The organism is Cognataquiflexum rubidum, assembly GCF_022538115.1.
Classification (GTDB): Bacteria; Bacteroidota; Bacteroidia; order Cytophagales; family Cyclobacteriaceae; genus Cognataquiflexum; species Cognataquiflexum rubidum.
Genome location: NZ_JAKZAL010000025.1, coordinates 46,560 through 70,606, shown reverse-complemented (window position 1 = coordinate 70,606; position 24,047 = coordinate 46,560). Strand labels below are relative to the sequence as shown.

Sequence of the window (24,047 nt, the reverse complement as noted above, 5' to 3'; positions counted from 1 at the left end):
CAGCTTCGCCTGATTGGATCAGGTTATTGGCCACAGTCGGGATATAAAATTCAGACTTGAGATTCTCTTTGTTGGCTGGCAGGAAATCAAGCCACATCTTTTCAATATCCGAAAACACATCTTGATGAAAACCCCAAAAATTCATCGATACAGGCGTTCCTTCTTTAATTTCTAGGACTTCACCATCTCCTTTGGCAAGTATTTTATCTCCTTCTCGCGCGATGGAAGTTTTTTCGACCATGCCGATGAGTTGATTCGCTTCATTCATGGAACATACGCCCCGGCTGACGGTGCCATGCTCGGAAAGTACGTTTTGAATCGCATATCCCACCATGGCATGCAGGTCAGGTCTGACATTTTCGACCAGAAATTTACCTAAAACTTCAAAAGCCTCTTTGCCATAAAAGTCATCCGCATTGATTACTGCAAATGGTTCTGCAATAGCGTCTTTGGCACAAAGCACCGCATGGGCTGTTCCGTAAGGTTTTACCCTTTCTGGATTTTGGAATTCAGCAGGAACAAAACTTTTAATTGATTGAAGTACAAAGTCCACTTCAATTTTACCTTCCATTTTTGGTAAAAGTAGGTCTTTGGCAGTTTGAAGGATTTCTTCTCTGACGATCAGGACTACCTTGCCAAATCCTGCACGGATAGCATCGTAGATAGAATATTCCAAAATGGTCTCTCCATTGGGTCCAAATCCATCGATCTGTTTGTTTCCTCCGTATCTGCTGCCCATTCCGGCGGCAAGGACTAAAAGTGTTGGTTTTTTGCTCATAAAATATTGCTTATGTTTTTTCAGGCCTCAAAGTTAGGTTTTTCAGCTTTCAGACAAAGATTTGGTTTAGATTATTTACGAAGGGCCATTAATTCATCCATTTCATGGTCAATATGAATCCATTGGTCTTAAAAAGAATTAGTAAAGTACTTTTTTAATAAAAAAATAGAAATAGCAGTTAAAAAAATATGTCTAAATAATAGAAAATATGTGTTTTTTAAAAAATTCAATTGAAAAAATAACCAAATTATGTTTCTACTCGATTTTTCACTTACATTAGCAATGTTTTTCCAATGAATCACCGTTAAAATTGAAGAAAATGAAAAAAATCGAAGCAATCATTAGAACATCCAAATTCGATGAGATACATCAATGCGTCGCCGGTCTTGGTGTTAAGTTCCTGACGTTTTATGAAGTAAAGGGAATGGGGATGGAGCATGCCAAACTGCAGACCTACCGGGGAGTCGCTTATGAACCTACTTACATACACAGGACCAAACTGGAAATCGTCACCCAAGACGAATTGGTACCGGCAGTGGTAGATTGTATCCTAAAAATGGGAAAAACAGGCGAAGTGGGTGATGGCAAGATTTTCATTTACGAAGCCATCGAAGCCTTCAGGATTAGAAACAGCGATACGGGGGAAGATGCCCTTTAATGAAAAATAGATTCAAGAATAAGAAGATACATACATATTAACCTTTCAAACCTATGACTCAAGAATTATTCACCATCAATAACCTTTGGATGATGGTAGCTACCATTTTGGTATTTATCATGCACCTGGGTTTTGCAAGTCTAGAAGCCGGCCTGACAAGAGCAAAAAATACAGTCAACATCCTATTTAAAAATACACTCATTCCGGCAATAGGCCTACTTTCTTATGCCTTTGTCGGATTTAACCTTATGTATCCGGGAGGGGATTTTGCCGGGGGATTTATGGGATTTTCAGGTTTTGGGCTATCCCTTCCTGAAGGTTGGGACACTAGCAACTACAATGCAGGGTACACTTTTTACACTGATTTTATTTTCCAGGCGATGTTTGCTGCAACAGCGGCTACGATCGTTTCTGGTGCAGTTGCTGAGCGGATGAAATTGGGTCCATTTATTTTCTTTTCGATATTATACGTGGGATTATGTTATCCGATAGTGGGTATGTGGAAATGGGGCGGTGGATTTTTGAATACCATGGCTACGCCGTTTTATGATTTTGCAGGATCTACGATTGTACATTCAGTAGGTGGATGGGCAGCGTTGGCAGGAGCGTTTTTGCTTGGGCCAAGACTGGGAAAATATACACCTACGGGCATGAAAGCCATTCCGGGGCATAATATCCCAATGGCCACGATCGGTGTATTTTTGTTATGGTTCGGATGGTTCGGTTTTAACGGTGGTTCGGTGCTGACGGCAAATCCTGGGACTGTATCTTTGGTCTTTGTGACCACCGCCATCGCAGGTGCAGCCGGAGCCTTTGGAGCTTTGATCGCTTCCTACCTGAAGTTCAAAACTTATGACATCACCATGGTGCTCAACGGGATACTTGCCGGATTGGTAGGAATCACAGCCGGAGCCGACCAAATGGGCGTCGGAGAATCTGCCATCATCGGATTTATTGGCGGGAATTTGGTGGTATTTGCAGTGGTGTTTTTTGATAGAATCAAAATTGACGATCCTGTAGGAGCCATCTCGGTGCATCTGATAGGAGGAATTTGGGGTACTTTGGCAGTTGGATTATTGGGTAATCTGGCAAGTTTTCAGCAGGCAATGTCCCAATTAATCGGGATTGGCATTGTCGGAGCGTTTTGCTTTGGGGCAAGCTGGCTGATTTTCTTCACCTTAAAGAAAACTGTGGGAATCAGGGTTGATGAAAGGGAAGAACTCGAAGGTCTGGATATCAACGAGCACAGCATGCAGGCTTATCCTGATTTTGCTTCAAAGGACTAAATTGATTACATAGGAAGAATTAAAAATGCCCAAGAAATTAATTCTTGGGCATTTTTTTTAAGGCAATAATTAATTTACAATGACTATTAATGTCTATTGAGGTAAAATACCTGATTCAATATCCACCAATATCCGATATCAAATAGTATCGAATTTTATATTCAGGATTTTTTTTTCAATAAGCTTTCAAACTGATATCCATACTTCTTACATGATGTGTCAGTGCGCCAACAGAAATATAATCGACACCACATTCGGCCACATCTTTGAGCGTTTCTTCGGTGATTCCTCCGGATGCTTCCAGCGGATATTTGCCATCAACCATGCTCACTGCTTTCCGCATGGTTTCATAGTCCATATTGTCCAGCATGATGTAATCTACGCCACCTATAGCTAGGACTTCCTCGACTTCTTTGAGATTTCTGGTTTCAACCTCGATTTTGAGATGGAGTCCTTCCTTTTCCAGATAGCGCTTTACATTCTGTATCGCATTAGAAATACCTCCTGCAAAATCAATGTGGTTGTCTTTCAGCATCACCATGTCATACAATGCAAACCGGTGGTTAAGGCCTCCGCCAAGCACGACTGCCCACTTTTCGATCATCCTGAAGTTTGGAGTGGTTTTGCGGGTATCCATCAGGCGGGCCTTCGTATGGGCTATCATTTGGGATAGCTGATGGGTTTTGGTGGCGATTCCGCTCATCCGCTGCAGGCAATTCAATACCAGCCTTTCGGTAGTCAAGATGGAAGCTGCTGAACCCTTCACTCTCAGGCCAATGTCTCCGGGATTTACCGCATCGCCATCTTTCAATAGAATTTCTACAACTAGACTCGGATCAAATTGATGGAAAATATTTTCTGCAAGCTCTAGCCCTGCGATGATTCCTGATTCTTTGATGATCAGTTGGGCTTGTCCATATTGGTTTTTTGGGATGGAGCCTAGGGTTGAATGGTCACCGGGACCGATGTCTTCTAAAAGTGCTTCCCGGATAAACTCCCGTATTTTTTCTGCTGATAAGTAAGGTAAATTTTCCACACCCAAAATTAAAAAAAAAGTTGGTGTGCCTTTTAAATTTTGGTTTTTATAATGTCTATGCTGTAAATCCGCAAAGCCTCGGTTTTTGAATAGCCTTTGATCAAGACCCTGAATTGCTCAGATTTTGCCTGATAGGAACCCACATAAAAAACTGTTGGACCGGGTGAACCTGCCTGATGCAGCACATTGAAGTCGAGAGGAGGATATTTCAGGAAAAAATCCCTTAAAATATATTCTGCTTGGTTTTTAGAATAATCACCGTTTGTTCCATTGATATTCAGGAGCACTGTTTGGTCAAAATACCTTGCGATTTCCTTACTTGAGCCGGCTTTAAAATGAACGATTACATCGTTGGCATCCAACTTGTTGTTGTCAAATCCGATGGCTTCCGAAAACAAAAATATCGCAAAAAAGAAAATAACTAGTAGGGAGGGCTTTTTCATGGCTACATGTAGTTCAAATATTAAGCCAAATCATTTTGATTTTTTAGTTTTTCAAAAAAAAAGTACTTTCAACTAATAAAAATTCATGTCAAGGGCCAATTTGCCACTTGATTGAGCTGCTTTGAAAAAAATTAACTTGTGGAATTTTGTCCGCTTGACAAAGAATAGACAACTTTACAAGTTGATTGAATTCAATTTTCAATATTCCAAATTCTTTTTCCATGAACAGTAAGAAAGTAGTACTAATGATTTTGGATGGATGGGGCATTGCGACCAATCCGGAAGTTTCTGCAATTGACAAAGCTAAGACGCCATTTATCGACGGACTCTATTCCAAATATCCGCACTCCAAACTTCAGGCCTCAGGCCTGGCTGTTGGCCTGCCGGAAGGACAAATGGGCAATTCTGAAGTAGGACACATGAATATCGGTGCAGGGAGGGTGGTTTACCAAGATCTTGTCAGGATCAATCAAGCTGCAAAAGAAGGTGAATTGAACAGTCACCCCGTATTGGTGGAGGCTTTTGATTACGCCAAAAAATCCAAGAAGAATGTCCATTTCATCGGCTTGCTTTCAGATGGAGGTGTGCATGCACACATTAACCACCTCAAGGCCCTTTGCGATGCTGCCAAAGCCAATGGAATGTCTGATGCCTATATCCATGCTTTTACGGATGGAAGGGATACAGACCCCAAAGGAGGCATTCATTACCTCAATGAATTGAAAGAACACCTACAGCATTCTGTTGGAAAAATCGCTTCCGTCGTAGGTCGGTATTACGCCATGGACAGGGACAAAAGATGGGAAAGAGTGAAGTTAGCCTATGACGCCATGGTAAATGGCGAAGGTGAAAAATCAAAGGATATCATTGCATCGATCACCAAATCCTATTCCAACGGGGTTACGGACGAATTTATCAGACCTATCATTCAGGTAAATGAGGCGGGCAAGCCTTTGGCAATGATCAAAGAAGGCGATGTCGTGATCTGTTTCAATTTCCGTACAGACAGGGGCAGGGAAATTACAGAAGTACTTACCCAAAAGGATTTTGAGGATTTCAATATGAAAAAACTCAAACTGAATTATATCACCTTTACCAATTACGATGATACTTTCAAGGGTGTCAAAGTTCTTTATGACAAAGACAACCTAAACAATACATTGGGTGAAGTCTTATCAAAGCATGGTAAAAAGCAGATCAGAATAGCTGAGACTGAAAAATATCCCCATGTGACTTTTTTCTTTTCGGGAGGAAGGGAGACGGAGTTTGAAGGCGAAAGCAGGATACTTTGTCCATCACCCAAAGTGGCGACTTATGACCTAAAACCTGAAATGAGTGCCTTTGAAATTGCCAGTAAAATCAAGACCGAACTCAAAAGGAAAGAGGTGGATTTTGTTTGCCTCAATTTTGCAAATCCTGATATGGTGGGTCACACAGGGGTTTTTGATGCTGCGGTCAAGGCTTGTGAAACTGTAGATGAGTGTGCTAAGCAGGTGATTACGCTCGGGCTGGAAAATGGGTACACGTTTATTGTCATCGCTGATCACGGTAACAGTGACATGATGATCAATGAGGATGGCACTCCAAATACCGCTCATACCACTAACTTAGTCCCTTGTATTATGGTCGACAATCAGGATCAAATACAGATCAATGACGGAAAACTCGGAGATCTTGCTCCTACCATTCTTACTTTGATGGGTGTGCCAATACCAGCTGAAATGACAGGGAATATCCTGATAAAATAAGGTAATACATGTGTCTACAATGAATACATTCAAACCTGAATGGAGTCATTGTCATTTTATATCAAATAGAAAATAACAGATGAGAATGAAACATAATTTTATTGCGGTTTTGATTTTAATTCTAGTTGCGGGGTGTTCCTCCGAGAATGAGACCGGAATACAATCAGAAACAGTTTATTTTCCTCTCAAGGATTATATTGAGGTTACCGCATCAGGAATGGAGGGAGTTGGGATTTTAAAGGAATTGAATGTGAATGGTGAAAAGGAAACAATCCGGGATACCCTAACTTCGGAAAGCTGGTTAAAGGAACTTGATTTCTTTATCAAAGCAGATATCAGCAGGCCAAGTCTTTCCGGTTCTTATGAAACCCAGCGAAGTGTAGAATACCTAATTCATACTTTGAAAGAAGGTGAAAAAGGAGAAATTCAGAAAATTGTGGTCAAATATGAAGGACAAATCATCAAGGAAGTGACCTTTAGAATGAAAAGCTCAAATCTTTTTTATAACTCCGAAACTAGGGGTGTTATCTTTAATCAAAGCTTAACAGGCAGACTTGACCATTACACCGTAGAAACGGTCCAGAAAGTTATCTTTCTCAAGCCAAATAAAATGATTGTGAATGCCTCAGTGGTTTGGTAACCATCAGGCCAATTTCTATAAATTGGCCTGTCTATTTTTTTAAGGTCAAACGAAGGCGAAAAACACCAACCAAATTATAAACAGGATTGGAAGTAATATTGGAAGTGAAAACCTAATTATGTATCCAAAAAAGGATGGCATTTTGATGCCATTTTGTTCTGCAATGGATTTGACCATAAAGTTCGGCCCGTTGCCAATATATGTCATTGCACCGAAGAATACCGAAGCAAGAGATATGGCCATCAGCTCAAAGGATGAATCCTCATAATTATCAAGGGAAAAATTCCTAACGTCCTCAATTACCCCAATCTCTGCCCCTTGGGAGGCCATGGCTGCGGCCAGGAAGTTGAGGTAGGTTGGAGCATTGTCCAAGACCCCGGACAAGACACCCGTGCCCCAATACAAAGTGTTGTGGGTAATCAAAGCAGCTCCTTCGGGAGATTTGGCAAAATTACCTACCAATTCCAAAGCGGGCATCATCGTTCCAAAGATCCCGATAAATATGAAAGCAACTTCGAGGATTGGTTCGAAGTTAAATTCATTTCCTTTTATGGCTTTTTGATCGGCAAATTTATAACTCATGAAAGCAACGGAAAGCATAATGATCTCTCTTAGGAAAGAAAATTTTTGCCCGTCATAGTTTATGGCAGGTACCCAATCCAAAACATTTGGATCCAAAAACACCGATCCGATGATCACTAATAACCACAAGAAATTTCTTGAACCAATCAAGCCAAATTTGTTGGTATAAACTACTTCTTCAAGGTCCTCTTCCTCAATGGATTTTCCAAACTTCCTATCAATCACATAAAATACCCCGGCCAATAAAAGCAAGGCCAATGCCCATGCCGGCCAATTATGTTCGATTGTCCAAAAGAAAGGTACACCCTTTAGGAAGCCAAGGAAAAGCGGTGGATCACCGATCGGAGTCAAAGATCCTCCGATATTGCTCACCATAAATATGAAAAAGATAATATGATAAGGTTGGATATTTCCCTTGTTTAACCTGATAAAAGGCCTTATAAGAAGCATCGAAGCCCCTGTTGTCCCGATTAGGTTGGATACCAAAGCTCCCACCAAAAGGAGGGTGACATTGGCTAACGGGGTGGATTTTTTATCAATTTCAATCAGGATTCCACCTGAAGCAATGTAAAGCGAAGATAAGAGGGCAATAAATTGGATATATTCTGCCAAGGCATGCACAGGTCCGTGGACATTATGTAGCACAAACAGGTAATAGAAAACAACCATGATAGCCAAACCCACTGCGATTTTTGGATAATTATGGTGCCAAAAATTTTCATAAAATAAGGGACCGGTCGCAATCATTAACAACAATGCCACAAAGGGAATCACCAGCCAGATGGGGGCTGAACCATGGGCATCATGACCCTCACTATGCACAGCCTCTCCGTCATTATGATGGATTGCACTATCCCCACTTGTCATTTCTGTTTGGGCCTCTGTCTGGGCATTTGCCTCCGGAATTAGGTTTAAAAAAACCATCCCGAAAACAAGCATAAAAACGGCAAATAGGTTCTTCATTAATTTTAAAATTAAGCAGTCTTTTTCAACAGTTTTGGGTTTCAGAAAAACCTAAGATATAATGTCAATCAATATACAAATTTGGATTTTACTTTCGCTAAACTACTTATTTTGAATGAAAAGGTCTGCATACTAAATCAGCTGCAAGAGGAATTAATTTAAAATTAACCCCTCTTGGCTGATGATTGGTTAAATGTTTATACCAACTGCTTTAATGCAATTTCCAATGAGGTTTCCGCAACCTTATTTCTGGAGCTGTTTTTTTCAAAAGTCATTTGAAGGGCATTTTTGATGGTCTTGCTCACATCCCCAAAAATAGCTTCATCCGTTAAAAGTGCCCGATCTGACATCAGGTAAGCAAATACCCGCGCCATTCCGCAATTGGCTATGAAATCAGGAATAAGCGATACTTTCTCATCAAGCCACACGCCGATCGGCCCAAAAAATATCTCAGGGTCAGCAAAAGGCACATTTGCACCACAGCTGATGACTTCAAGCCCGGCATTGACCATCCTTTCGGCCTGTTCTTTGGTCACCAATCTCGAGGCAGCTGCCGGAATAAATATCTCACATCCTATATCCCATATTTTTTCATTTATTTCTGCAAAGGGGATCATTTGGTCCGCAACAAGCTTATTCCCTTCCCTTTTTATGAATAGATTCCGGATTTCATCCAAAGTAAATCCTGAAGGATTGATCAAGCCGCCGTCGCGGTCAATGATTCCGACGATTTTTACACCTTCCACAGCCAAAAAACAGGCTGCCGCAGCACCGACATTTCCCCAACCTTGTATGATTGCCCGTTTGCCTGTAAGGTTTCCACCCCAGATGGAATAAAAATGTCTCACGGCTTCAGCCACTCCAAAGCCTGTAATCATGTCGGCCACTTTATATTTCCTAGGTCCGTTGGGAGTATAATGGGGGTCTTCCAAAACTTTAGAAACGCCCTGTCTTAGCTGACCGATTTTTCGGATTTTTTCAGGTTCATTCGCATGAAAATGGCCGTTTACAATTCCTTCTTGGGGATGCCAAAGGCCATAATTTTCTGTAATCGGGATGACTTCATGGATTTCATCGATATTGAGGTCTCCTCCTGTACCGTAATAATTTTTCAATAAAGGCATGACCGCTTTGTACCATCGTCTGAGTACTTCTTCTTTTCTCGGGTCGTTTGGATCGAAATTGATCCCTGACTTTGCTCCACCAATAGCTGGCCCTGAGACAGTGAATTTGACTTCCATCGTTTTGGCAAGGGATTCCACTTCTCTTCTGTCAAGTCCTTTTCGCATTCTCGTTCCTCCACCGGCAGCACCTCCCCTTAGGGAATTGATGACTACCCATCCTTCCGCTTCTGATTCGCTGTCACTCCATTCGAAAATAATTTCAGGTTGCTTGTTCTCAAATTTTTTGAGTAGTTCTTTCATGGTAAATATTTGGGTTTATTAGCTGGCAAAAATAGAAATATTCTCCACGCCAAAAAGCCCCGGTTTTCTTAACCATGGATAAGACCGCCACAATTGTCCCTCGAGGCTCCGGTCACGGTCGCCAGGGAGTTGTTTTCTCCTCTCAATTTCAAAACTCCCAAAAAAGCAAAGACAAGGGCCTCCTTGAAATTGATGAGCAAAGGATCTGCTTGTACCATCTCGATATCTGGATCAAGGGACGCCCCTAATTTTTCTATAAAAAACTTATTGAATGCACCGCCACCTGTTACAAGGACTTTTGTTTTCCTCCCTGAGACCGGGACCAAAATCTTGTTGATTTGGTCCACAAAATGAATAACAAGCGTATGGAGGATGTTTTCGGGTTTCATATCGCTGCTCATTTTCAGGATTTTCAGATAACCTTCCAAGTCTTCTCTGCCAAGAGATTTTGCCCCCTCGATCTGATAGTAAGGCAACTTATTGAGCTGTGCGAGTTCTTTTTTCAGCAGTTTCCCCTTTTTGGCCAGTTTACCGTTTTTATCATAGGATTTGCCGCATTCTTCGGCAAAATGGTTGAGTAATAGATTGAATGGGCAGATATCAAAAGCAATCCTGTTTCCGCCTGATTCCATACTGATATTGGCTATGCCACCCAGATTGATACAGTAATCATATTCTGCAAAAAGCAGCTTATCACCAATCGGTACCAATGGCGCACCCTGACCGCCCAGCTGCACATCCAACATCCTGAAATCATTGATCACCGGAATTCCGCATGCTGCGTGCAGAGCCCATCCATTTCCGGTCTGTAGGCTAAGTTTTTTTGAAGGTTGATGAAATACGGTATGACCATGTGAGGCAACAGCCTCTACTTCCAGGTTATTCTTTTTGATAAAAATCCCAACTTGCTCCCCCATCCATTGTCCAAATCCCAGATCAAGAAGTGAAAGTTTGTATCCTTTCATGAGATGGGCCTTCTTCAGTTTTTTTCCAAGTTTTTTTGGAAAAGGTACTGTTTCACTTGCTTTGATTTCAAAACTCCAGCTGTCACCTTTTTTAAATTCACAATAGGCAATATCGAGTCCGTCTCCTGATGTACCGGACATCAAGCCAATTACTTTATAAGTGGAAGGGGTCTTCATGGGTTAATTTTTGTTAAATAATTCTCCCTAAAGTTAAATTTAATTTATTCAAAAAGTGGGGTATCGGAATTTGACTAATTTCGCAAAGGTCAAAATCTTTCTGGAGGTTGAAACAGCTTATCATAGATATCGGAAATACTAGAATCAAAACAGCTGTTTTTGAGAAGGAAATTCTTTTGGAAGAAAGTAGTTTTGAGGACTTCTCACTGTTTTTGACTTATGCAAAAAGGCAGAATTTCAGCCACGCCATCGTAAGTTCTGTTACTTATACTGAATCGCAGCTTACTGATTTATTGGGTTTTCCGTTTTTGTTTCTCAGCTCCAAAACCCGGATACCGTTCCAAAATCTATATGCTACCCCAGAGACTTTGGGAGTGGACAGAAAGGCGGCAGTAATAGGTGCAAGGACGGTTTTTGAAAATTGTCCTGTTTTGGCCATAGACTTGGGAAGCTGTATTACATACGACTTTTTGGATGGGTCGGACTGTTACCTTGGAGGAGCAATATCCCCGGGATTGCAGATGAGGTTCAAGGCGATGAACCAGCATACAGTAAGGTTGCCATTGGTAGAAATGGATCCCGAAGAAACGCCAAAGATGATAGGAGACAGCACAGTAGCCTGTCTGAGGGCCGGCGTGTATTTTGGTATCGAGTTTGAAATGCAGGGATTTATCCAGGCATACCAAGCACGATACGATGGTTTGAAGGTCATTATTTGTGGAGGTGACTCAAAAATCTTTGAAAGCTTAACAAAAGACCACATATTTGTAATCCCTAATTTGGTCCTGCGTGGATTGAATAGAATATTAAGCTACAATGTCAATTACCAATAGGATTAGATTTCTGGGTGTTCTAAGCACCTTTTTCATTTTCTCACAAGCCTTTCCGCAGTCAAGTGCCTCGACTTACAGTGCGCTTGGATTGGGGGAATTCAACTATTCCGGCCTTACCCAAAATCAGGGAATGGGTGGATTGGGAATAAGTTTTGGTACAGGATGGGGGGTAAATTACATGAACCCGGCGCTGTCAACCCGCAACACCATTTTTAATTTTCAGGCAGCTTTAAACTACAAGAGAATCAATGTCACCAGCGGAACAGACAATGCCACCATCGATGGCGGCGGACTTTCTTACGTGGCCTTGTCTTTTCCTGTCAAGTCTGGGAAAAGGACCCTTGGAATGGGTCTTGGACAGATTTCAAGTGTGAATTACAGCATTCTTGTAAACGGTCAGGTAACCAATTCTGACTTATCTTCGATCAACAGGGTCGAGGGCGAAGGAGGTATCTCCGAGGCTTATTTGTCTTATGGTTTTGTTTTGGCCAAAAACCTGAGTTTGGGAATTCATGGTTCTTATCTTTTCGGTTCCACGATTCGGACCAACCAATTGGCTTTGCTGAACCCCGATGAGGCAGAATTCGGATTTCAGACAGAGTATTACGAAAGACTGACTGTCAGTGACGTTACTTATAAAACAGGAATCCATTATTATTTCAAAACAGGAAGCAAAAGCAACCTTCATGTGGGTGCCACCTATCATGCATTTGGAAATATTAATGGAAAAGAATTTGCTAAGATTGCCGATTTTGGTCAAGCTAGCAGGCCCGATTCGGATGGAGATGTCTTGTCAAACAATGAAAAGGGGACGATTTTTATTCCAAGTAACCTAGGCTATGGAATTTCTTATGAAAAAATAAATAAATTTGTGATTGGTCTGGAAGCCCAGATGCAGAATTTTAGCCAATATCGTTCTTTCTCAGGTGTACAGGGGGAACTCGGTGATAATTACAGGGTTGCTCTCGGAGGTCAGATTGTTCCTAACTTCTCCATGGCCAGTAATGTATTCAAAAGATCGACTATTCGGTTTGGAGTTGAATACCAGCAAACACCCTTCATTTTGAACCAGACGCAGATTACTGATATTGGCATTAATTTTGGAGCTTCGGTTCCTATCAACAGTTTATCTTTGATGAACTTTGCCCTAAAGTTTGGTTCGAGAGGTACACTTAATAATAATTTGATCAAAGAAGATTACTTCGGCTTTACCTTAGGGTTTTCATTGAACGATAATACCTGGTTTTACAAACGCGTATTCGAATAACACTAACAGATATGAAACTTAAAAACGCCCTCTTCGGATTACTTACCCTCGGACTTGTAGGAATGGCCCAAGCTCAGGAATTCAATTGGCCTTCAGATCCTCAATTGGAAGTGAAAGCCCGTGAATACAATGCGGCCTATGTGGATTACATGAAATCAGAGCAATTTGTCGATGCGACCAAGCCCCTTAACTGGTTGCTCGTCAACACCCCAAAGCTCAATGAATCCATCTATATCAACGGTGTGACTATATACAATGGTGCAGCAGCAGCTACCACAGATGCAGCGCAAAAGAGAATTTATCAGGATTCTGTCATCACAATTTTCGACCTCAGGAAAGAAAATTATGACAACGAAACAAAGTGGATAGAAAATAAGGCCTATTATAATTACAATTACTATAAAGGCGATAAAGCCAAATTAGGTCAGGCACTTGGAGTCTTTGACAGGGTGGTTGAATTAAATGGAACTTTCAATACCATCAATCTGGTGGCTGCTTATTTTGATTTGGTGTATAGACATAATGCATACAACAAAGCATTTACTAAAGTCGAATTGTTAGAAAGATATGAAAAGCTAAATGTTTTGTTGGCGGAAGCCGAGGCTAACGGAAAAGACATTTCTGCTCCCAAAAGCACTCTAGAGCAGCTGGTCGTAGCAATGGAGCTTATTGATTGTGAATTTATCGAAAACACACTTGGTCCAAGGCTTACTGCAGACCCGACCAATATGGTTATGGCACAAAAGATTTTTGATTATTCTGTCAAGTATAAGTGTTATGGCTCAAATTCATTCCTTGCAGCATTGGAAGTCATTGATAACCAAAAACCTACTTTTGCTACCTCACAAGTGAGAGCAATGAGGTATATGCAAAACAGGGAATATGAAAAAGCATTACCGGTTTTGGAAAAAGCTTTGGGTCTGGCTGAGAATGATGTCCAAAAAGCAGACGTTCACTACGAACTCGCAAAAGTTCATGCTCTTTCAGGTAAGAAAAGCTCCGCAAGAACTGAAGCACTTTCAGCAGCCAAATTAGATGCTGAAAAAGCCAAAGAAGCATGGAAGCTTATCGCTGAAATGTACATGAGTTCTTCTGCAGATTGTAGAAGAGGAGTAAGTAGGGTAGAAGATCAGGCAGTATATATTGCCGCATACAATGCCTACTCAAGAGCAGGAGATTCCAAGGGAATGGGAGAAGCAAGAGCAAGATTCCCGTCTAGAGAAGAATTGTTTACCGAAAGCAGACAGGTCGGTGAAACAATTACGGTAGGATGCTGGATCGGAGAGACCGTTACATTGGCGACAAGGGATTAATCCTTCCAAAATATAAACACAAAAGGCAGTCAGAAAAGGCTGCCTTTTTTTATGTCCTCGATGATTTACCAATCTTTCTTATCTTTGTAGCCATGAGTTTTATTGGTGGCTTCAAATATCTTATCCTGTTCCTTCTGCTCGGCGTGTTTTCCTGTGGTGAGGAAGTAGACAGCAGTATTTTGGAGACTTACAAAGGACCTGTGGGATTGGCTTTTGATGTTGAGCTTTTCCACAGTGATTCCACGATCATCAGGACCCATGTCAAGGCCAAAAAACAAATGGAGTTTGCGACAGGGGACCTTGAGTTTCCTGAAGGAATAGACATCTCCTTTTTTGACAAAGAAGGGAATACCATCACCACGATGCGTGCGGATAAGGGATTTTTTGACAGGACCAAAAATATCTACAGGGGCGAGGGGGATGTGAGGGTGCATAATACCGAAAAGGATCAAAAGCTATCCTCTGAGGAGTTGTTTTGGGATCCCAATGCAAAGAAAATTTACACAGAGAAATTTGTCACCATCCAAGAAAAGGAAACCATCTTCAATGGTACCGGAATGGAGTCAGATGACAAATTCAGTGAATACAAGCTATTTAAAGTAACCAACAGCAGGACCATTCTCCCTGGAGAAGGAATTTAAGCATGAAATTACCGGACTTCTTACTCTTGTCACTTGCCGCTGCTTTGGTAATCATCGGTACCCATCTGACGATAACCTCGGGACTGATCAGTTCTTATCCGGTCTTCATGTTTGCAGTAGCCTTACTGTTTTGGTACAGGTATAGAAAAAATGAAGCAACCATAAAATCAGGAGAAGAGAAGCAAGTCCCCGTCAATAAAGTAAAAAGCCGAAAATCAAAATGATAGAGTCACAATACCTCATTTACGTTATCATCACCTTGCTTTTTTCCGCCTTTTTTTCAGGTATGGAGATGGCTTTTGTGTCTGCCAACAGACTACAGATAGAGCTTCAGAGCAAACAGGGATCCGTTTCAGGCAGGGTGCTTTCAACTTTTGTCAAAAAGCCGGGGCAATTTATCGGAACAACCCTTATCGGGAATACGATCGCACTCGTTTTGTACGGTATTTTTATGGCCTATTTGCTGGAGCCGGAGATAATTACCTGGCTTAATTATTGGCTCCCTGCAAACTTTAACAACCAAGCAAATGTGGTCATCATTCAGACCATCTTGTCTACCATAATTGTCTTGATTACAGGCGAGTTTCTTCCCAAGAGTATTTTCATGCTCAACCCAAACAGCTTGTTATCCTTTTTTTCCTTACCCTTTCAGCTTATTTATTTTTTGATGTACCCTTTGGTATGGTTGATAGTAGGGATGTCAAGGCTGTTTATCACCAAAGTGTTGAGGCTTGATTACAGTGAAGACAAGCCGGTATTTAAGGTGACAGATCTGAACAGCTTTATCAAAAACAGCCTGCACCACAGCGGGCAGGATGTGAAAGTGGATTTGGACGCAAAGATTTTTGACAATGCTATAGAGTTCAAAACCATCCGGGTTAGAGAATGTATGGTACCCCGTACAGATATCGTGGCTGTGGATATAGAGGATTCAATGGATGATCTCAAGCAGGTTTTTGCCGAAAGCGGGCATTCAAAAATCATCGTGTACAAAGAATCCATAGATGATGTGATTGGATATTGCCACCAATTGGAGATGTTCAAAAAACCCAAAAGGATCTCCGATATCCTGACTCCGATCATCATCGTACCCGAATCCGCCTTGGCCAATGAACTCCTGATCCAATTTATAAAAGACCGAAAAAGCCTTGCCTTGGTGGTAGATGAATTTGGAGGGACGAGCGGGATCGTCAGCATGGAAGATATCATAGAAGAAATATTCGGAGAGATCCAGGATGAGTACGATCAGGATGATCTGATTGAGCAAAAACTCTCTGACAATGAGTATTTATTGAGTGCGAGACATGAAATAGATTATTTAAATGAAAAATATGGATGGGATCTTCCTTACGGAGATTTCGAAACTTTGGCAGGATTTATTATCTCTCTTAAAGAGGACTTTCCGCAAAAAGGGGAGTCTATTACCTTTGAATCATATACTTTTACTATAGTTTCAAAACTAGATCATAGGATAGAAACAGTAAAAATCAAGATACATTTCGGGGCGGAATCCAATAAGTAATTTATTGACAGTGATATTATTTTGAATTTACAGGTAGATTGAATTATTTTGCGGCACTTCAAAAAACAGGAGAATGGCTTTAATTAAAAAAATCAGACAAAGAACAGGTCTTGCAATCGGTGTTATAGCAGTTGGATTGATATTTTTCCTCGTTGGAGGGGATCTATTGGGCCCTAATTCTACCCTATTGGGTAGTAGCGCAAACAATGTGGGAGAGATTGCAGGTGAAGACGTTTCCTATGAGGAATACATCCGAAAGATCGAAGAGATCAAAATCTCATTCCAACAAAATACAGGAAGAACTCCTTCCGAAAATGAAATGAGTACTTTGCGTGAACAGGCCTGGCAGGCCTTGATCGTAGACAAGGTATTTGCAGAGCAGTACGAGGCCTTAGGTCTGACAATCTCCGATGCCGAATTGGTGGATATGGTTCAGGGCAAAAACATCATCGCTGAGTTAAGACAACAATTGACCAATCCTGCCACAGGGGAGTTTGACAGGTCACAGCTCATCAGCTTTTTGCAATCACTCGAAACAGCCGGACCTGAGCAGATTGCTTTTTGGGAACAGCAAGAAAAGTTGTTTGCCAAAGGAAGATTGAGAATCAAGTATGACAACCTGCTTTCGACTTCCGAATATGCCAATTCGAAAGAAGGAAAGTTAGAGCACAGAATGGCAAACAGCATCGCCGATGTGGATCACTTGTTCATTCCTTTTTATGCTATTTCAGATTCAGCAGTAGAAGTTTCTGACAGTGAATTGAAAGCCTACATTTCCAAATATCCAGAGAAATTCAAGGTCAAGAATGCAGCTGATTTGGAATATGTGAGTTTTGACCTGATACCAAGTTCAGAAGATTCCGCTGCAGTCATTGCAGAGATCAAAAAACTGACTGAAGAACTCAGGAACTCAGATGCTGATTCAGCCTTTGCTATCCGTAACTCAGACGGCCAATCTCCATTTGCGGTGGTTGCTCCGGGGGAAGAACTTCCAAATACACTGACTTCCAATGTTGACGATATTCAGGTGGGTGAGACTTATGGTCCATTCTTGACCAACAGGTCTTCCTACATTACCCATAAGGTGACTTCCAAATTTGAGGGAACTCCAAGAATGAGAGCTTCCCATATTTTGTTCAGCGCTGGTCCTGAATTGTCCGAAGATGCCAAAGCAGAGGTGAAGCTGAATGCTGAAAGGGTTTTGAAAGAAATTCAGGATGGTCTTGATTTCGCTACAGCTGCAGCACAAAACGGTCAGGATGGAACAGCACAAAGAGGCGGTGACCTCGGTTGGTTTGCCAAAGCAGACTTTGTGGATGCTTTTGCAGACGTTTCCTTCGCTGCCAAAACAACAGGGTTGATCAATAGAATTATTGAAACCGAATTCGGTTACCATATCATTTCTATCACTGATTTGCCTCAGTCCACTTCTTATAAAATCGCTTCCATCGAATTGGAGTTGGGTCCAAGCGATGTGACAAGAAACGATGTATTCAGAAGAGCTGATTCATTTGCCTCAAGTGCCGGTAATGCTGCCGAATTCACTGCCAATGCAGAGAAAGAAGGATACAGAATCATCCAGGCAAATAATGTTGATGCATTTGCCAGAACCTTGAACAACCTTCAAAGTGCAAGAGAAGTCGTAAGGTGGGCATTTAACGATGCGGCTGAAGGAGCTGTTTCTACAGTGTTTGAATTGGACAATTCTTACATCGTGGCCAATCTTAAAAAGAAATATGAAGAAGGTACTGCTACCCTTGATCAGGTGAAACCGCAGGTATTGACCCAAGTCAGAAATGACAAAAAAGCAGAAATCATCAAAGGAAAACTTGCAGGAAAAACCACATTGGAAGAAATGCAATCTGTATTTCCTAACGAAGCCTCTTTGGATAAATCTCCGGACCTCAGAATGAACGCATCTGTTCTTCCGGGCGTAGGATATGCTCCAAAGGCAATCGGTGGTGCTTTTGGATTGCAAACCACAGGAGCCATCAGCAAGCCTGTCCACGAAGATGTAGGAATCATTGTTATTAAATTGAACAACTTAACTCCTGCGACGGATGTTGCTAGCTACAATTCATACCAAAGCCAATTGACCCTGAGCGCGTCACAAAGGACGGCTTATATGATCATGATGGCATTGGAAGATCTCGCAGACGTAAAAGATTTCAGATATAAGTTTTTCTGATCCATCAATCAGAAATCTAAAACAAAACCCGTAGGACTTCCTGCGGGTTTTTTTATGGACAAGGATTTTATTTTTATTGTGTGGTGTTAATCCCTTAAATTCGTGAAAGATGAAAGACACATTTGACAGGCAGGCTTTCAAAGACAAACTTGAAGCTCAGACCACTTTCCCTACATTGTATATGTTCAAATTTATTGTTCCCAATGGCAGGGAATCACAAGTGGCCGCATTATTGCCTAATAATAAAATGACCTTAAAACATTCCTCCCAAGGAAAGTATGTCTCCGCTACTATCAAGGCCCTGATGCCAAACAGCGATTCAATTTTGGACATTTATGAAAAGGCTTCGAAGATCGAAGGCGTAATATCACTTTAAACCATTCAAACCATGTGGACCGAAAAAAACAACTGTCTGAGTAAAACTTTCAAATTCAAAGATTTTCAGGAAGCTTTTGCTTTTATGACAAGGGTGGCTTTTTTAGCTGAAGCACAAAATCACCATCCCAATTGGAGCAATGTCTACAATACTGTCACCATAGAACTCAACACCCATGATGCAGGAGACATTGTCACCGAAAAGGACCACAAACTCGCCAAGGCCATAGACAAGATTTAGTATGTCGGAAGAAAAGACGATTAGCCTTTTTCTGGTTCCCACGCCTATCGGCAACCTCAAGGATATTACACTCAGGGCAATTGAAGTATTGAAATCAGTTGATGTGATTTTGGCTGAAGATACCCGTACTACCGGAAAATTATTGAAACACCTTGAAATCAACCGTCCGCTTCAGAGTTATCATATTTTCAACGAACATAAAACTGTTGAAAAATTAGTCGACAGGATGAGGCGTGGAGAAGTGCTTGCCTTGGTCAGTGACGCCGGGACGCCGGGGATCTCAGATCCCGGATTTCTTCTTGTAAGGGCGGCTAAGGACGCAGGGCTTGAAGTCAACTGTCTTCCCGGCGCTACAGCTTTTGTGCCCGCATTGGTCAACTCAGGGCTTCCAAACGACAGGTTTACCTTTGAAGGGTTTCTTCCCCACAAAAAAGGGAGGAAGACAAGGATAGAATCTTTGCTGGAAGAATCCCGCACCATGATATTCTACGAATCTCCTCACCGCCTGATGAAGACCTTGGAGCAGTTTGCCGAGGCATTTGGTCCGGACAGAATGGCAAGCGTATCGAGGGAGCTTACTAAGATCTATGAGGAAAATGTCAGAGGAACCCTTCAGGAACTTGTCGCCTACTACAAAGAGCATCCGATAAAAGGTGAGATTGTACTTGTGGTTCAAGGGAAATAGACAAAGATATCCTCCCACAAATCGGTGGAAGATAATTTCCTTCGACAGACTTTTTTCCCAATTGTTTTGAATTAAAAATTGCAGAAACATATTTGCCCGGATTTTCAATCCTTGACTACTTTTACCAGTTTAACTTTAAAAAATCCCTGACCATAAAATCTCGCCACCATGATTAACCTCTTACCAATCCTCCAACAAACAGAAAAAGTCGCCAAGGAAGCCGGTGCATTTATCCGCCAAGAAAGACAATCCTTTGACCTCAATAAAGTCGAGCAAAAAGGGCTGAACGACCTTGTATCTTACGTGGATAAAGAGGCCGAAAAAATTATTGTTGACCGACTCAGCCGGATTTTGCCTGAGGCGGATTTTATAACCGAAGAAGGAACGGGGTCAACCAACGGAAAAGAATATACATGGATCATCGACCCCTTGGATGGAACGACCAATTTCATCCATGGCCTCCCGGTTTTTTCAGTAAGTATTGGTCTCAAATATAAAAAAGAGGTTGTTCTTGGTGTGGTATATGAGATTAACCTCGACGAATGCTTTTCGGCATTCAAAGGAAACGGGGCATATTGTAATGGAAAGAAAATCAGTGTCAGCCCAGCAAAAACCTTGGGAGAAAGTCTGATCGGTACCGGTTTTCCATACAGTGCCTTTGGTGAAATAGATAATTACCTGGCAGTTTTGAGGCTTTTGATGGAAAAATGTCACGGCCTGAGACGGATGGGAAGTGCGGCTGTGGACTTGTGTTATGTGGCTTGTGGCAGGTTCGACGGATTTTTTGAATATGACCTGAAGCCTTACGATGTGGCGGCAGGAATCATCATCATCCAAGAGGCCGGAGGAAGGGTTTCTGACTTTGAGATGGGTGATGATTTCCTTTTTGGTAAGAAAATTGTAGCTACCAATGGTCTAGTCCACAACGAACTAGGCAGAGATATCCAAAAAATCTGGAAAAAATAGGAAAGTTGGGTTCTTCCAAAAGGAATCCAAAATACATTTTCCTCCGTTATTAAGATTGCCTTAATCCAATCTATTATGAAAAAGACATTGCTCATCATACTCGGTATTTTTATTTTTTTACTGGTTTCTCTTTTCGCTTTGCCTTTTGTTTTTAAAGGAAAAATCTTAGAAAGAATCGAAAGAGAAATCGCCTCCTCGGTCAACGCGCAGGTTTATTATGACATCAACAATGTTAGCCTGAGCATTTTCAAAAGATTCCCACACATATCCGCTACTGTAGAGCAATTTGGAATTGTCGGAAATGAACCTTTCCGGGGTGACACTTTGGTGCATATGGACAAACTCCAAGTGGATTTCAATCTGAAGTCGGTGTTGTTTGGAGATATTCCTACACTCACCGGAATCCATTTAGATGGAGGTAGTCTTTTTGTAAAGGTTTTGGAAGATGGCACAGCCAACTATGACATCACTTATCCTTCTGAAGAAGATACGGTAGTAGAAAGTAATTTTCAGGTTGCTGTTGATCTGATTCAGGTGAAGGATTTTGACCTGATCTATGATGACAGATCCCTACAATATTTCATGGCTTTGGGAAATATCAACCTCGAAGGAAGCGGCGATTTTACTGCTGATGTCTACGATTTGCCAATAAAAATGGAAGCTTTGATCGCTGACATTGCCTATGAGGGTACCGATTACCTTACCAACAAGCAGTTCAAGGGAGAAACCACCATGAATATTGACATGGCCAATATGAAGTTTGCCTTCGGTGAAGGGGAATTTGCACTCAATGACTTTCTTTTTGATATGAAGGGATTCATTGCCATGCCTGCCGAGGATATTGAAATTGCCCTATCCTTTGGCGGCAAAGACAATACTTTCAAAAGCATCCTGTCTTTGGTTCCGGGCATCTATACGGATAGTTTTGCAGATTTGAAAACTTCCGGTACTATGGATTTTCAAGGATTTGTAAAAGGTATTTACAATGAAACCAGCTTTCCCGCCTTTGATGTATCGCTGAATGTAGCAGACGGGATGTTCCAATATCCGGATCTGCCACGTCCCGTGAGTAATGTAAACATCGAAATGCAAGTCAAAAACGAAACTGACAACCTGGACAATACCATCGTCAATATCCCCACCTTCAACCTTGATTTTGGAAGCAATCCGATTTCGGGGCGTTTCTTTTTGGCCAATCTAAAGAGCTATGACATGGATGGGGTACTGCAAGGAAAGCTTAACCTAGAGGAAATGACATCCATATTTCCGATTGAAGGAATGGAACTCAAAGGGCTCTTAGATGTCAATGCACAAGCCAAAGGCAGGTATGACTCAGCAGCCAAAATCATCCCCAACCTGGACATCAAAATGTTGCTCAGCAATGGCTATATCAAGAGTACTGACTATCCGGCACCAATTGACAAACTCAACATCAATGCATCTGTTATCAATACATCCGGTAACATGAATGACTTTTTGGTCGACCTGAGTCAGTTTGGATTTGAATTGGAAGATGAAGCAATCAATGGCCGCATGAAAATCAATGACTTTACCCTGCTCAATTGGGACGGAGCCCTCAACGGAACAGTTGATTTGGGTAAGATACTAACCATTTTCCCGATGGAAGGAATGAAAATGGAAGGGAAAATTCAGGCTGACATCCAAACCAAAGGTTCCTACAAAGACGTGGAGGAAGGACGATACGACAAATTGAATACCCGTGGAAATGTGGGTGTGAGCAGTTTTGCATTTTCCTCTGCCGATATTCCGCAAGGTATTAAGATCAATCAGGCCAAAGCCGATTTTTCTCCTGACAGAATAACGTTAAGTCAGTTTGATTCCCAAGTGGGTCAAAGTCCACTTCAGGCCACGGGCTTCCTTTCCAACTACATGAATTATTTCCTGAAGGAGGGCGAGACTTTGAAAGGTCAGCTGAGTCTGAATTCCAGCAAGTTCAATGTCAATGAATGGATGACGGAATCGACTACAGCCGATACAGCTGCATTGACCGTGATAGAATTGCCAAAAAACATAGACTTCTCCATGTCAGTCGCTGCGGTGGAAGTTGTCTATGACAACCTTTCCCTGAAAGACGTAAAAGGAAACATGTCCCTAAGAGAGGGCATCCTCAGATTTTCTGATGCATCCATGCGTACATTGGGTGGTCAAATGACACTGAACGGTTCCTATGACCCTACAGATTTGTCAGAACCCAAGTTTGATTTTAACCTGAACCTTGCGAATCTCAGTATTCCCCAGGCCTTCCAATCCTTCAATACAATCAAGGCCTTTGCTCCGATTGCCGAGCATCTGACAGGAAATTTCAACTCCACTTTGGCTTTTTCAGGAAAATTGGGACAGGATATGATGCCGATTCTTTCTTCTTTGGATGGTAAAGGTCTATTGAAAATCGCGGAAGCCGCCTTGAAAGACAGTCCGATCATCCAAGGGATAACAAGCCTTACCAAGTTGAATGATACGAATACCATCCAATTCAAAAACCTTTCTATTCCAATCGATATCAATAACGGCGTCCTGGACGTGAAGCCGTTTGATGTGAAGCTGTGGGATTACCAAGCCAATATCCAAGGCAGTACAGGATTTGATGGAACGATCAAATACCTGATCAATATGCAAGTTCCTGCTGGAAAATTTGGTACCCAAGCCAATACCCTTCTTGCTGCCATTTCAGGAAATGAAGTCAGCGAATCCACGATTATTCCTGTAGCCGTCAGTCTTGGTGGCACTTACAACGCGCCTAAGGTAGGTTTGGCCGGTGGCAATAGCATTGAAAACCTGTTGGCCACTGCGCTCAAATCAAGGGTAAGCAATGAAACCGCAATTATCCAACAGGAAGTCACAGAACAGTTCAAAGCGGCAGAGGACAGTCTAAAAAGAGAATTGAAGCTCAAAGCAGATATACTCCAAGACAGTGTGAAGAAAGAAGCCGATAAGAAAATAGAAGAAACCAAAACCAAAGCTGCAGACGAGGCCAAAAAAGTCCTGAGGGGATTATTAAAGCCAAAACCAGCCAAGCCGGATACTACTAGGTTGGATTAATTGGGGATTTGGTTAAGGGTTGTTTGGTTACTTCGACTGCGCTCAGTACAAGTATTTGGTTAAAGGTTATTTGGTTAACCCTACTTTACAAACTTAGATTGAGGTATAAAATTTATTTGTATATCCGCTTTCTTATCGGTAACCAAATTTATTAATGTTCACCTCGACTTCGCTCAGTGTCGGGTACGGAAGGGGAGGAAAATGCGGCGAAGCCGCATTTTCCTCCCCTTCCTTTATTAGCATAAATCCGGTGGCC

The 24,047-nt window shown here is 41.7% G+C and carries 22 protein-coding genes; 16 read left to right on the top strand and 6 right to left on the bottom strand.

What is annotated here, in order from left to right; translation table 11 throughout:
- On the bottom strand, positions 1 to 778 hold a 778-nt coding region (locus tag MMU05_RS20230; RefSeq protein ID WP_241143479.1), incomplete at its 3' end, for a sugar phosphate nucleotidyltransferase.
- A gap of 319 nt (positions 779 to 1,097) precedes the next feature.
- On the opposite strand from MMU05_RS20230, the gene MMU05_RS20225 reads away from it, so the two are divergent.
- Entirely contained in the window at positions 1,098 to 1,436 is a 339-nt protein-coding gene (locus MMU05_RS20225) for a P-II family nitrogen regulator (RefSeq protein ID WP_241143478.1), read from the top strand.
- Between the two features lie 53 nt (positions 1,437 to 1,489).
- Positions 1,490 to 2,722, top strand: coding sequence for an ammonium transporter (locus MMU05_RS20220; RefSeq protein WP_241143477.1), 1,233 nt, complete (start codon positions 1,490 to 1,492; stop codon positions 2,720 to 2,722).
- Between the two features lie 175 nt (positions 2,723 to 2,897).
- Here MMU05_RS20220 and nadC read toward each other — a convergent pair whose 3' ends face one another.
- Both nadC and MMU05_RS20210 read right to left on the bottom strand, forming a co-directional pair.
- Positions 2,898 to 3,758, bottom strand: a complete 861-nt coding sequence (gene nadC, locus MMU05_RS20215; RefSeq protein WP_241143476.1) for a carboxylating nicotinate-nucleotide diphosphorylase — start codon at positions 3,756 to 3,758, stop codon at positions 2,898 to 2,900.
- Positions 3,759 to 3,790: 32 nt separating this feature from the next.
- Positions 3,791 to 4,201 carry a DUF4783 domain-containing protein gene (locus tag MMU05_RS20210; protein ID WP_241143475.1) on the bottom strand — a complete coding sequence of 137 codons (411 nt, stop codon included), beginning with the start codon at positions 4,199 to 4,201 and terminating at the stop codon, positions 3,791 to 3,793.
- Between the two features lie 221 nt (positions 4,202 to 4,422).
- Between MMU05_RS20210 and gpmI the strand changes: the two genes are divergently transcribed.
- Both gpmI and MMU05_RS20200 read left to right on the top strand, forming a co-directional pair.
- Entirely contained in the window at positions 4,423 to 5,949 is a 1,527-nt protein-coding gene (gene gpmI / locus MMU05_RS20205; protein WP_241143474.1) for a 2,3-bisphosphoglycerate-independent phosphoglycerate mutase, read from the top strand.
- 85 nt (positions 5,950 to 6,034) lie between these two features.
- Entirely contained in the window at positions 6,035 to 6,589 is a 555-nt protein-coding gene (locus tag MMU05_RS20200) for a hypothetical protein (RefSeq protein ID WP_241143473.1), read from the top strand.
- Between the two features lie 45 nt (positions 6,590 to 6,634).
- Here the strand turns inward: MMU05_RS20200 and MMU05_RS20195 are convergent, their stop codons facing one another.
- The 3 genes from MMU05_RS20195 to MMU05_RS20185 form a co-directional block, all read right to left on the bottom strand.
- On the bottom strand, positions 6,635 to 8,134 hold the full coding sequence (locus MMU05_RS20195; protein ID WP_241143472.1) for a sodium:proton antiporter: 1,500 nt from the start codon (positions 8,132 to 8,134) through the stop codon (positions 6,635 to 6,637).
- Positions 8,135 to 8,331: 197 nt separating this feature from the next.
- Entirely contained in the window at positions 8,332 to 9,558 is a 1,227-nt protein-coding gene (locus MMU05_RS20190; protein WP_241143471.1) for a Glu/Leu/Phe/Val dehydrogenase dimerization domain-containing protein, read from the bottom strand.
- 68 nt (positions 9,559 to 9,626) lie between these two features.
- The gene (locus MMU05_RS20185) at positions 9,627 to 10,700 is read right to left on the bottom strand and encodes an anhydro-N-acetylmuramic acid kinase (protein ID WP_241143470.1); all 1,074 of its coding nucleotides are present in this window, start codon (positions 10,698 to 10,700) and stop codon (positions 9,627 to 9,629) included.
- Between the two features lie 107 nt (positions 10,701 to 10,807).
- Between MMU05_RS20185 and MMU05_RS20180 the strand changes: the two genes are divergently transcribed.
- The 12 genes from MMU05_RS20180 (at position 10,808) to MMU05_RS20125 (ending at position 23,791) form a co-directional block, all read left to right on the top strand.
- Positions 10,808 to 11,533, top strand: a complete 726-nt coding sequence (locus tag MMU05_RS20180) for a type III pantothenate kinase (RefSeq protein ID WP_241143469.1) — start codon at positions 10,808 to 10,810, stop codon at positions 11,531 to 11,533.
- Positions 11,517 to 12,800 (top strand): hypothetical protein, encoded by a 1,284-nt coding sequence (locus MMU05_RS20175; protein ID WP_241143468.1) that lies wholly within the window; start codon positions 11,517 to 11,519, stop codon positions 12,798 to 12,800. The genes MMU05_RS20180 and MMU05_RS20175 overlap by 17 nt, the downstream gene beginning before the upstream one ends.
- An 11-nt stretch (positions 12,801 to 12,811) precedes the next feature.
- Complete coding sequence (locus MMU05_RS20170) at positions 12,812 to 14,113, top strand: tetratricopeptide repeat protein (protein WP_241143467.1); 1,302 nt, start codon at positions 12,812 to 12,814, stop codon at positions 14,111 to 14,113.
- Positions 14,071 to 14,754: an LPS export ABC transporter periplasmic protein LptC gene (lptC, locus tag MMU05_RS20165; protein WP_241143466.1), complete on the top strand. Its 684-nt coding sequence runs from the start codon at positions 14,071 to 14,073 to the stop codon at positions 14,752 to 14,754. The genes MMU05_RS20170 and lptC overlap by 43 nt, the downstream gene beginning before the upstream one ends.
- A 2-nt stretch (positions 14,755 to 14,756) precedes the next feature.
- Positions 14,757 to 14,978, top strand: coding sequence for a hypothetical protein (locus tag MMU05_RS20160; RefSeq protein ID WP_241143465.1), 222 nt, complete (start codon positions 14,757 to 14,759; stop codon positions 14,976 to 14,978).
- Positions 14,978 to 16,276 carry a hemolysin family protein gene (locus tag MMU05_RS20155; protein WP_241143481.1) on the top strand — a complete coding sequence of 433 codons (1,299 nt, stop codon included), beginning with the start codon at positions 14,978 to 14,980 and terminating at the stop codon, positions 16,274 to 16,276. Before MMU05_RS20160 ends, MMU05_RS20155 begins: the two co-directional genes overlap by 1 nt.
- Before the next feature lie 73 nt (positions 16,277 to 16,349).
- A complete protein-coding gene (locus MMU05_RS20150; protein ID WP_241143464.1) occupies positions 16,350 to 18,464 on the top strand; it encodes a peptidylprolyl isomerase in 2,115 nt (704 codons plus the stop codon).
- A gap of 109 nt (positions 18,465 to 18,573) precedes the next feature.
- Complete coding sequence (locus tag MMU05_RS20145; RefSeq protein ID WP_241143463.1) at positions 18,574 to 18,840, top strand: DUF493 family protein; 267 nt, start codon at positions 18,574 to 18,576, stop codon at positions 18,838 to 18,840.
- A gap of 12 nt (positions 18,841 to 18,852) precedes the next feature.
- On the top strand, positions 18,853 to 19,080 hold the full coding sequence (locus tag MMU05_RS20140; protein WP_113923288.1) for a 4a-hydroxytetrahydrobiopterin dehydratase: 228 nt from the start codon (positions 18,853 to 18,855) through the stop codon (positions 19,078 to 19,080).
- Between the two features lies 1 nt (position 19,081).
- A complete protein-coding gene (gene rsmI / locus MMU05_RS20135) occupies positions 19,082 to 19,765 on the top strand; it encodes a 16S rRNA (cytidine(1402)-2'-O)-methyltransferase (RefSeq protein WP_241143462.1) in 684 nt (227 codons plus the stop codon).
- Between the two features lie 168 nt (positions 19,766 to 19,933).
- The gene (locus tag MMU05_RS20130) at positions 19,934 to 20,731 is read left to right on the top strand and encodes an inositol monophosphatase family protein (protein ID WP_241143461.1); all 798 of its coding nucleotides are present in this window, start codon (positions 19,934 to 19,936) and stop codon (positions 20,729 to 20,731) included.
- A 75-nt stretch (positions 20,732 to 20,806) separates the two neighbouring features.
- Positions 20,807 to 23,791 carry an AsmA-like C-terminal region-containing protein gene (locus MMU05_RS20125; protein ID WP_241143460.1) on the top strand — a complete coding sequence of 995 codons (2,985 nt, stop codon included), beginning with the start codon at positions 20,807 to 20,809 and terminating at the stop codon, positions 23,789 to 23,791.
- Positions 23,792 to 24,047: the final 256 nt, after the last annotated feature.

Coding starts and splice junctions, on each gene's coding strand:
- MMU05_RS20160 (WP_241143465.1), top strand. CDS start 14,757: ATGAAATTACCGGACTTCTTACTCTTGTCACTTGCCGCTGCTTTGGTA.
- MMU05_RS20150 (WP_241143464.1), top strand. CDS start 16,350: ATGGCTTTAATTAAAAAAATCAGACAAAGAACAGGTCTTGCAATCGGT.
- MMU05_RS20140 (WP_113923288.1), top strand. CDS start 18,853: ATGTGGACCGAAAAAAACAACTGTCTGAGTAAAACTTTCAAATTCAAA.
- MMU05_RS20210 (WP_241143475.1), bottom strand. CDS start 4,201: ATGAAAAAGCCCTCCCTACTAGTTATTTTCTTTTTTGCGATATTTTTG.
- MMU05_RS20130 (WP_241143461.1), top strand. CDS start 19,934: ATGATTAACCTCTTACCAATCCTCCAACAAACAGAAAAAGTCGCCAAG.
- rsmI (WP_241143462.1), top strand. CDS start 19,082: ATGTCGGAAGAAAAGACGATTAGCCTTTTTCTGGTTCCCACGCCTATC.
- gpmI (WP_241143474.1), top strand. CDS start 4,423: ATGAACAGTAAGAAAGTAGTACTAATGATTTTGGATGGATGGGGCATT.
- MMU05_RS20145 (WP_241143463.1), top strand. CDS start 18,574: ATGAAAGACACATTTGACAGGCAGGCTTTCAAAGACAAACTTGAAGCT.
- MMU05_RS20185 (WP_241143470.1), bottom strand. CDS start 10,700: ATGAAGACCCCTTCCACTTATAAAGTAATTGGCTTGATGTCCGGTACA.
- MMU05_RS20200 (WP_241143473.1), top strand. CDS start 6,035: ATGAAACATAATTTTATTGCGGTTTTGATTTTAATTCTAGTTGCGGGG.
- MMU05_RS20195 (WP_241143472.1), bottom strand. CDS start 8,134: ATGAAGAACCTATTTGCCGTTTTTATGCTTGTTTTCGGGATGGTTTTT.
- MMU05_RS20170 (WP_241143467.1), top strand. CDS start 12,812: ATGAAACTTAAAAACGCCCTCTTCGGATTACTTACCCTCGGACTTGTA.
- lptC (WP_241143466.1), top strand. CDS start 14,071: ATGCTGGATCGGAGAGACCGTTACATTGGCGACAAGGGATTAATCCTT.
- MMU05_RS20220 (WP_241143477.1), top strand. CDS start 1,490: ATGACTCAAGAATTATTCACCATCAATAACCTTTGGATGATGGTAGCT.
- MMU05_RS20190 (WP_241143471.1), bottom strand. CDS start 9,558: ATGAAAGAACTACTCAAAAAATTTGAGAACAAGCAACCTGAAATTATT.
- MMU05_RS20125 (WP_241143460.1), top strand. CDS start 20,807: ATGAAAAAGACATTGCTCATCATACTCGGTATTTTTATTTTTTTACTG.
- MMU05_RS20175 (WP_241143468.1), top strand. CDS start 11,517: ATGTCAATTACCAATAGGATTAGATTTCTGGGTGTTCTAAGCACCTTT.
- MMU05_RS20225 (WP_241143478.1), top strand. CDS start 1,098: ATGAAAAAAATCGAAGCAATCATTAGAACATCCAAATTCGATGAGATA.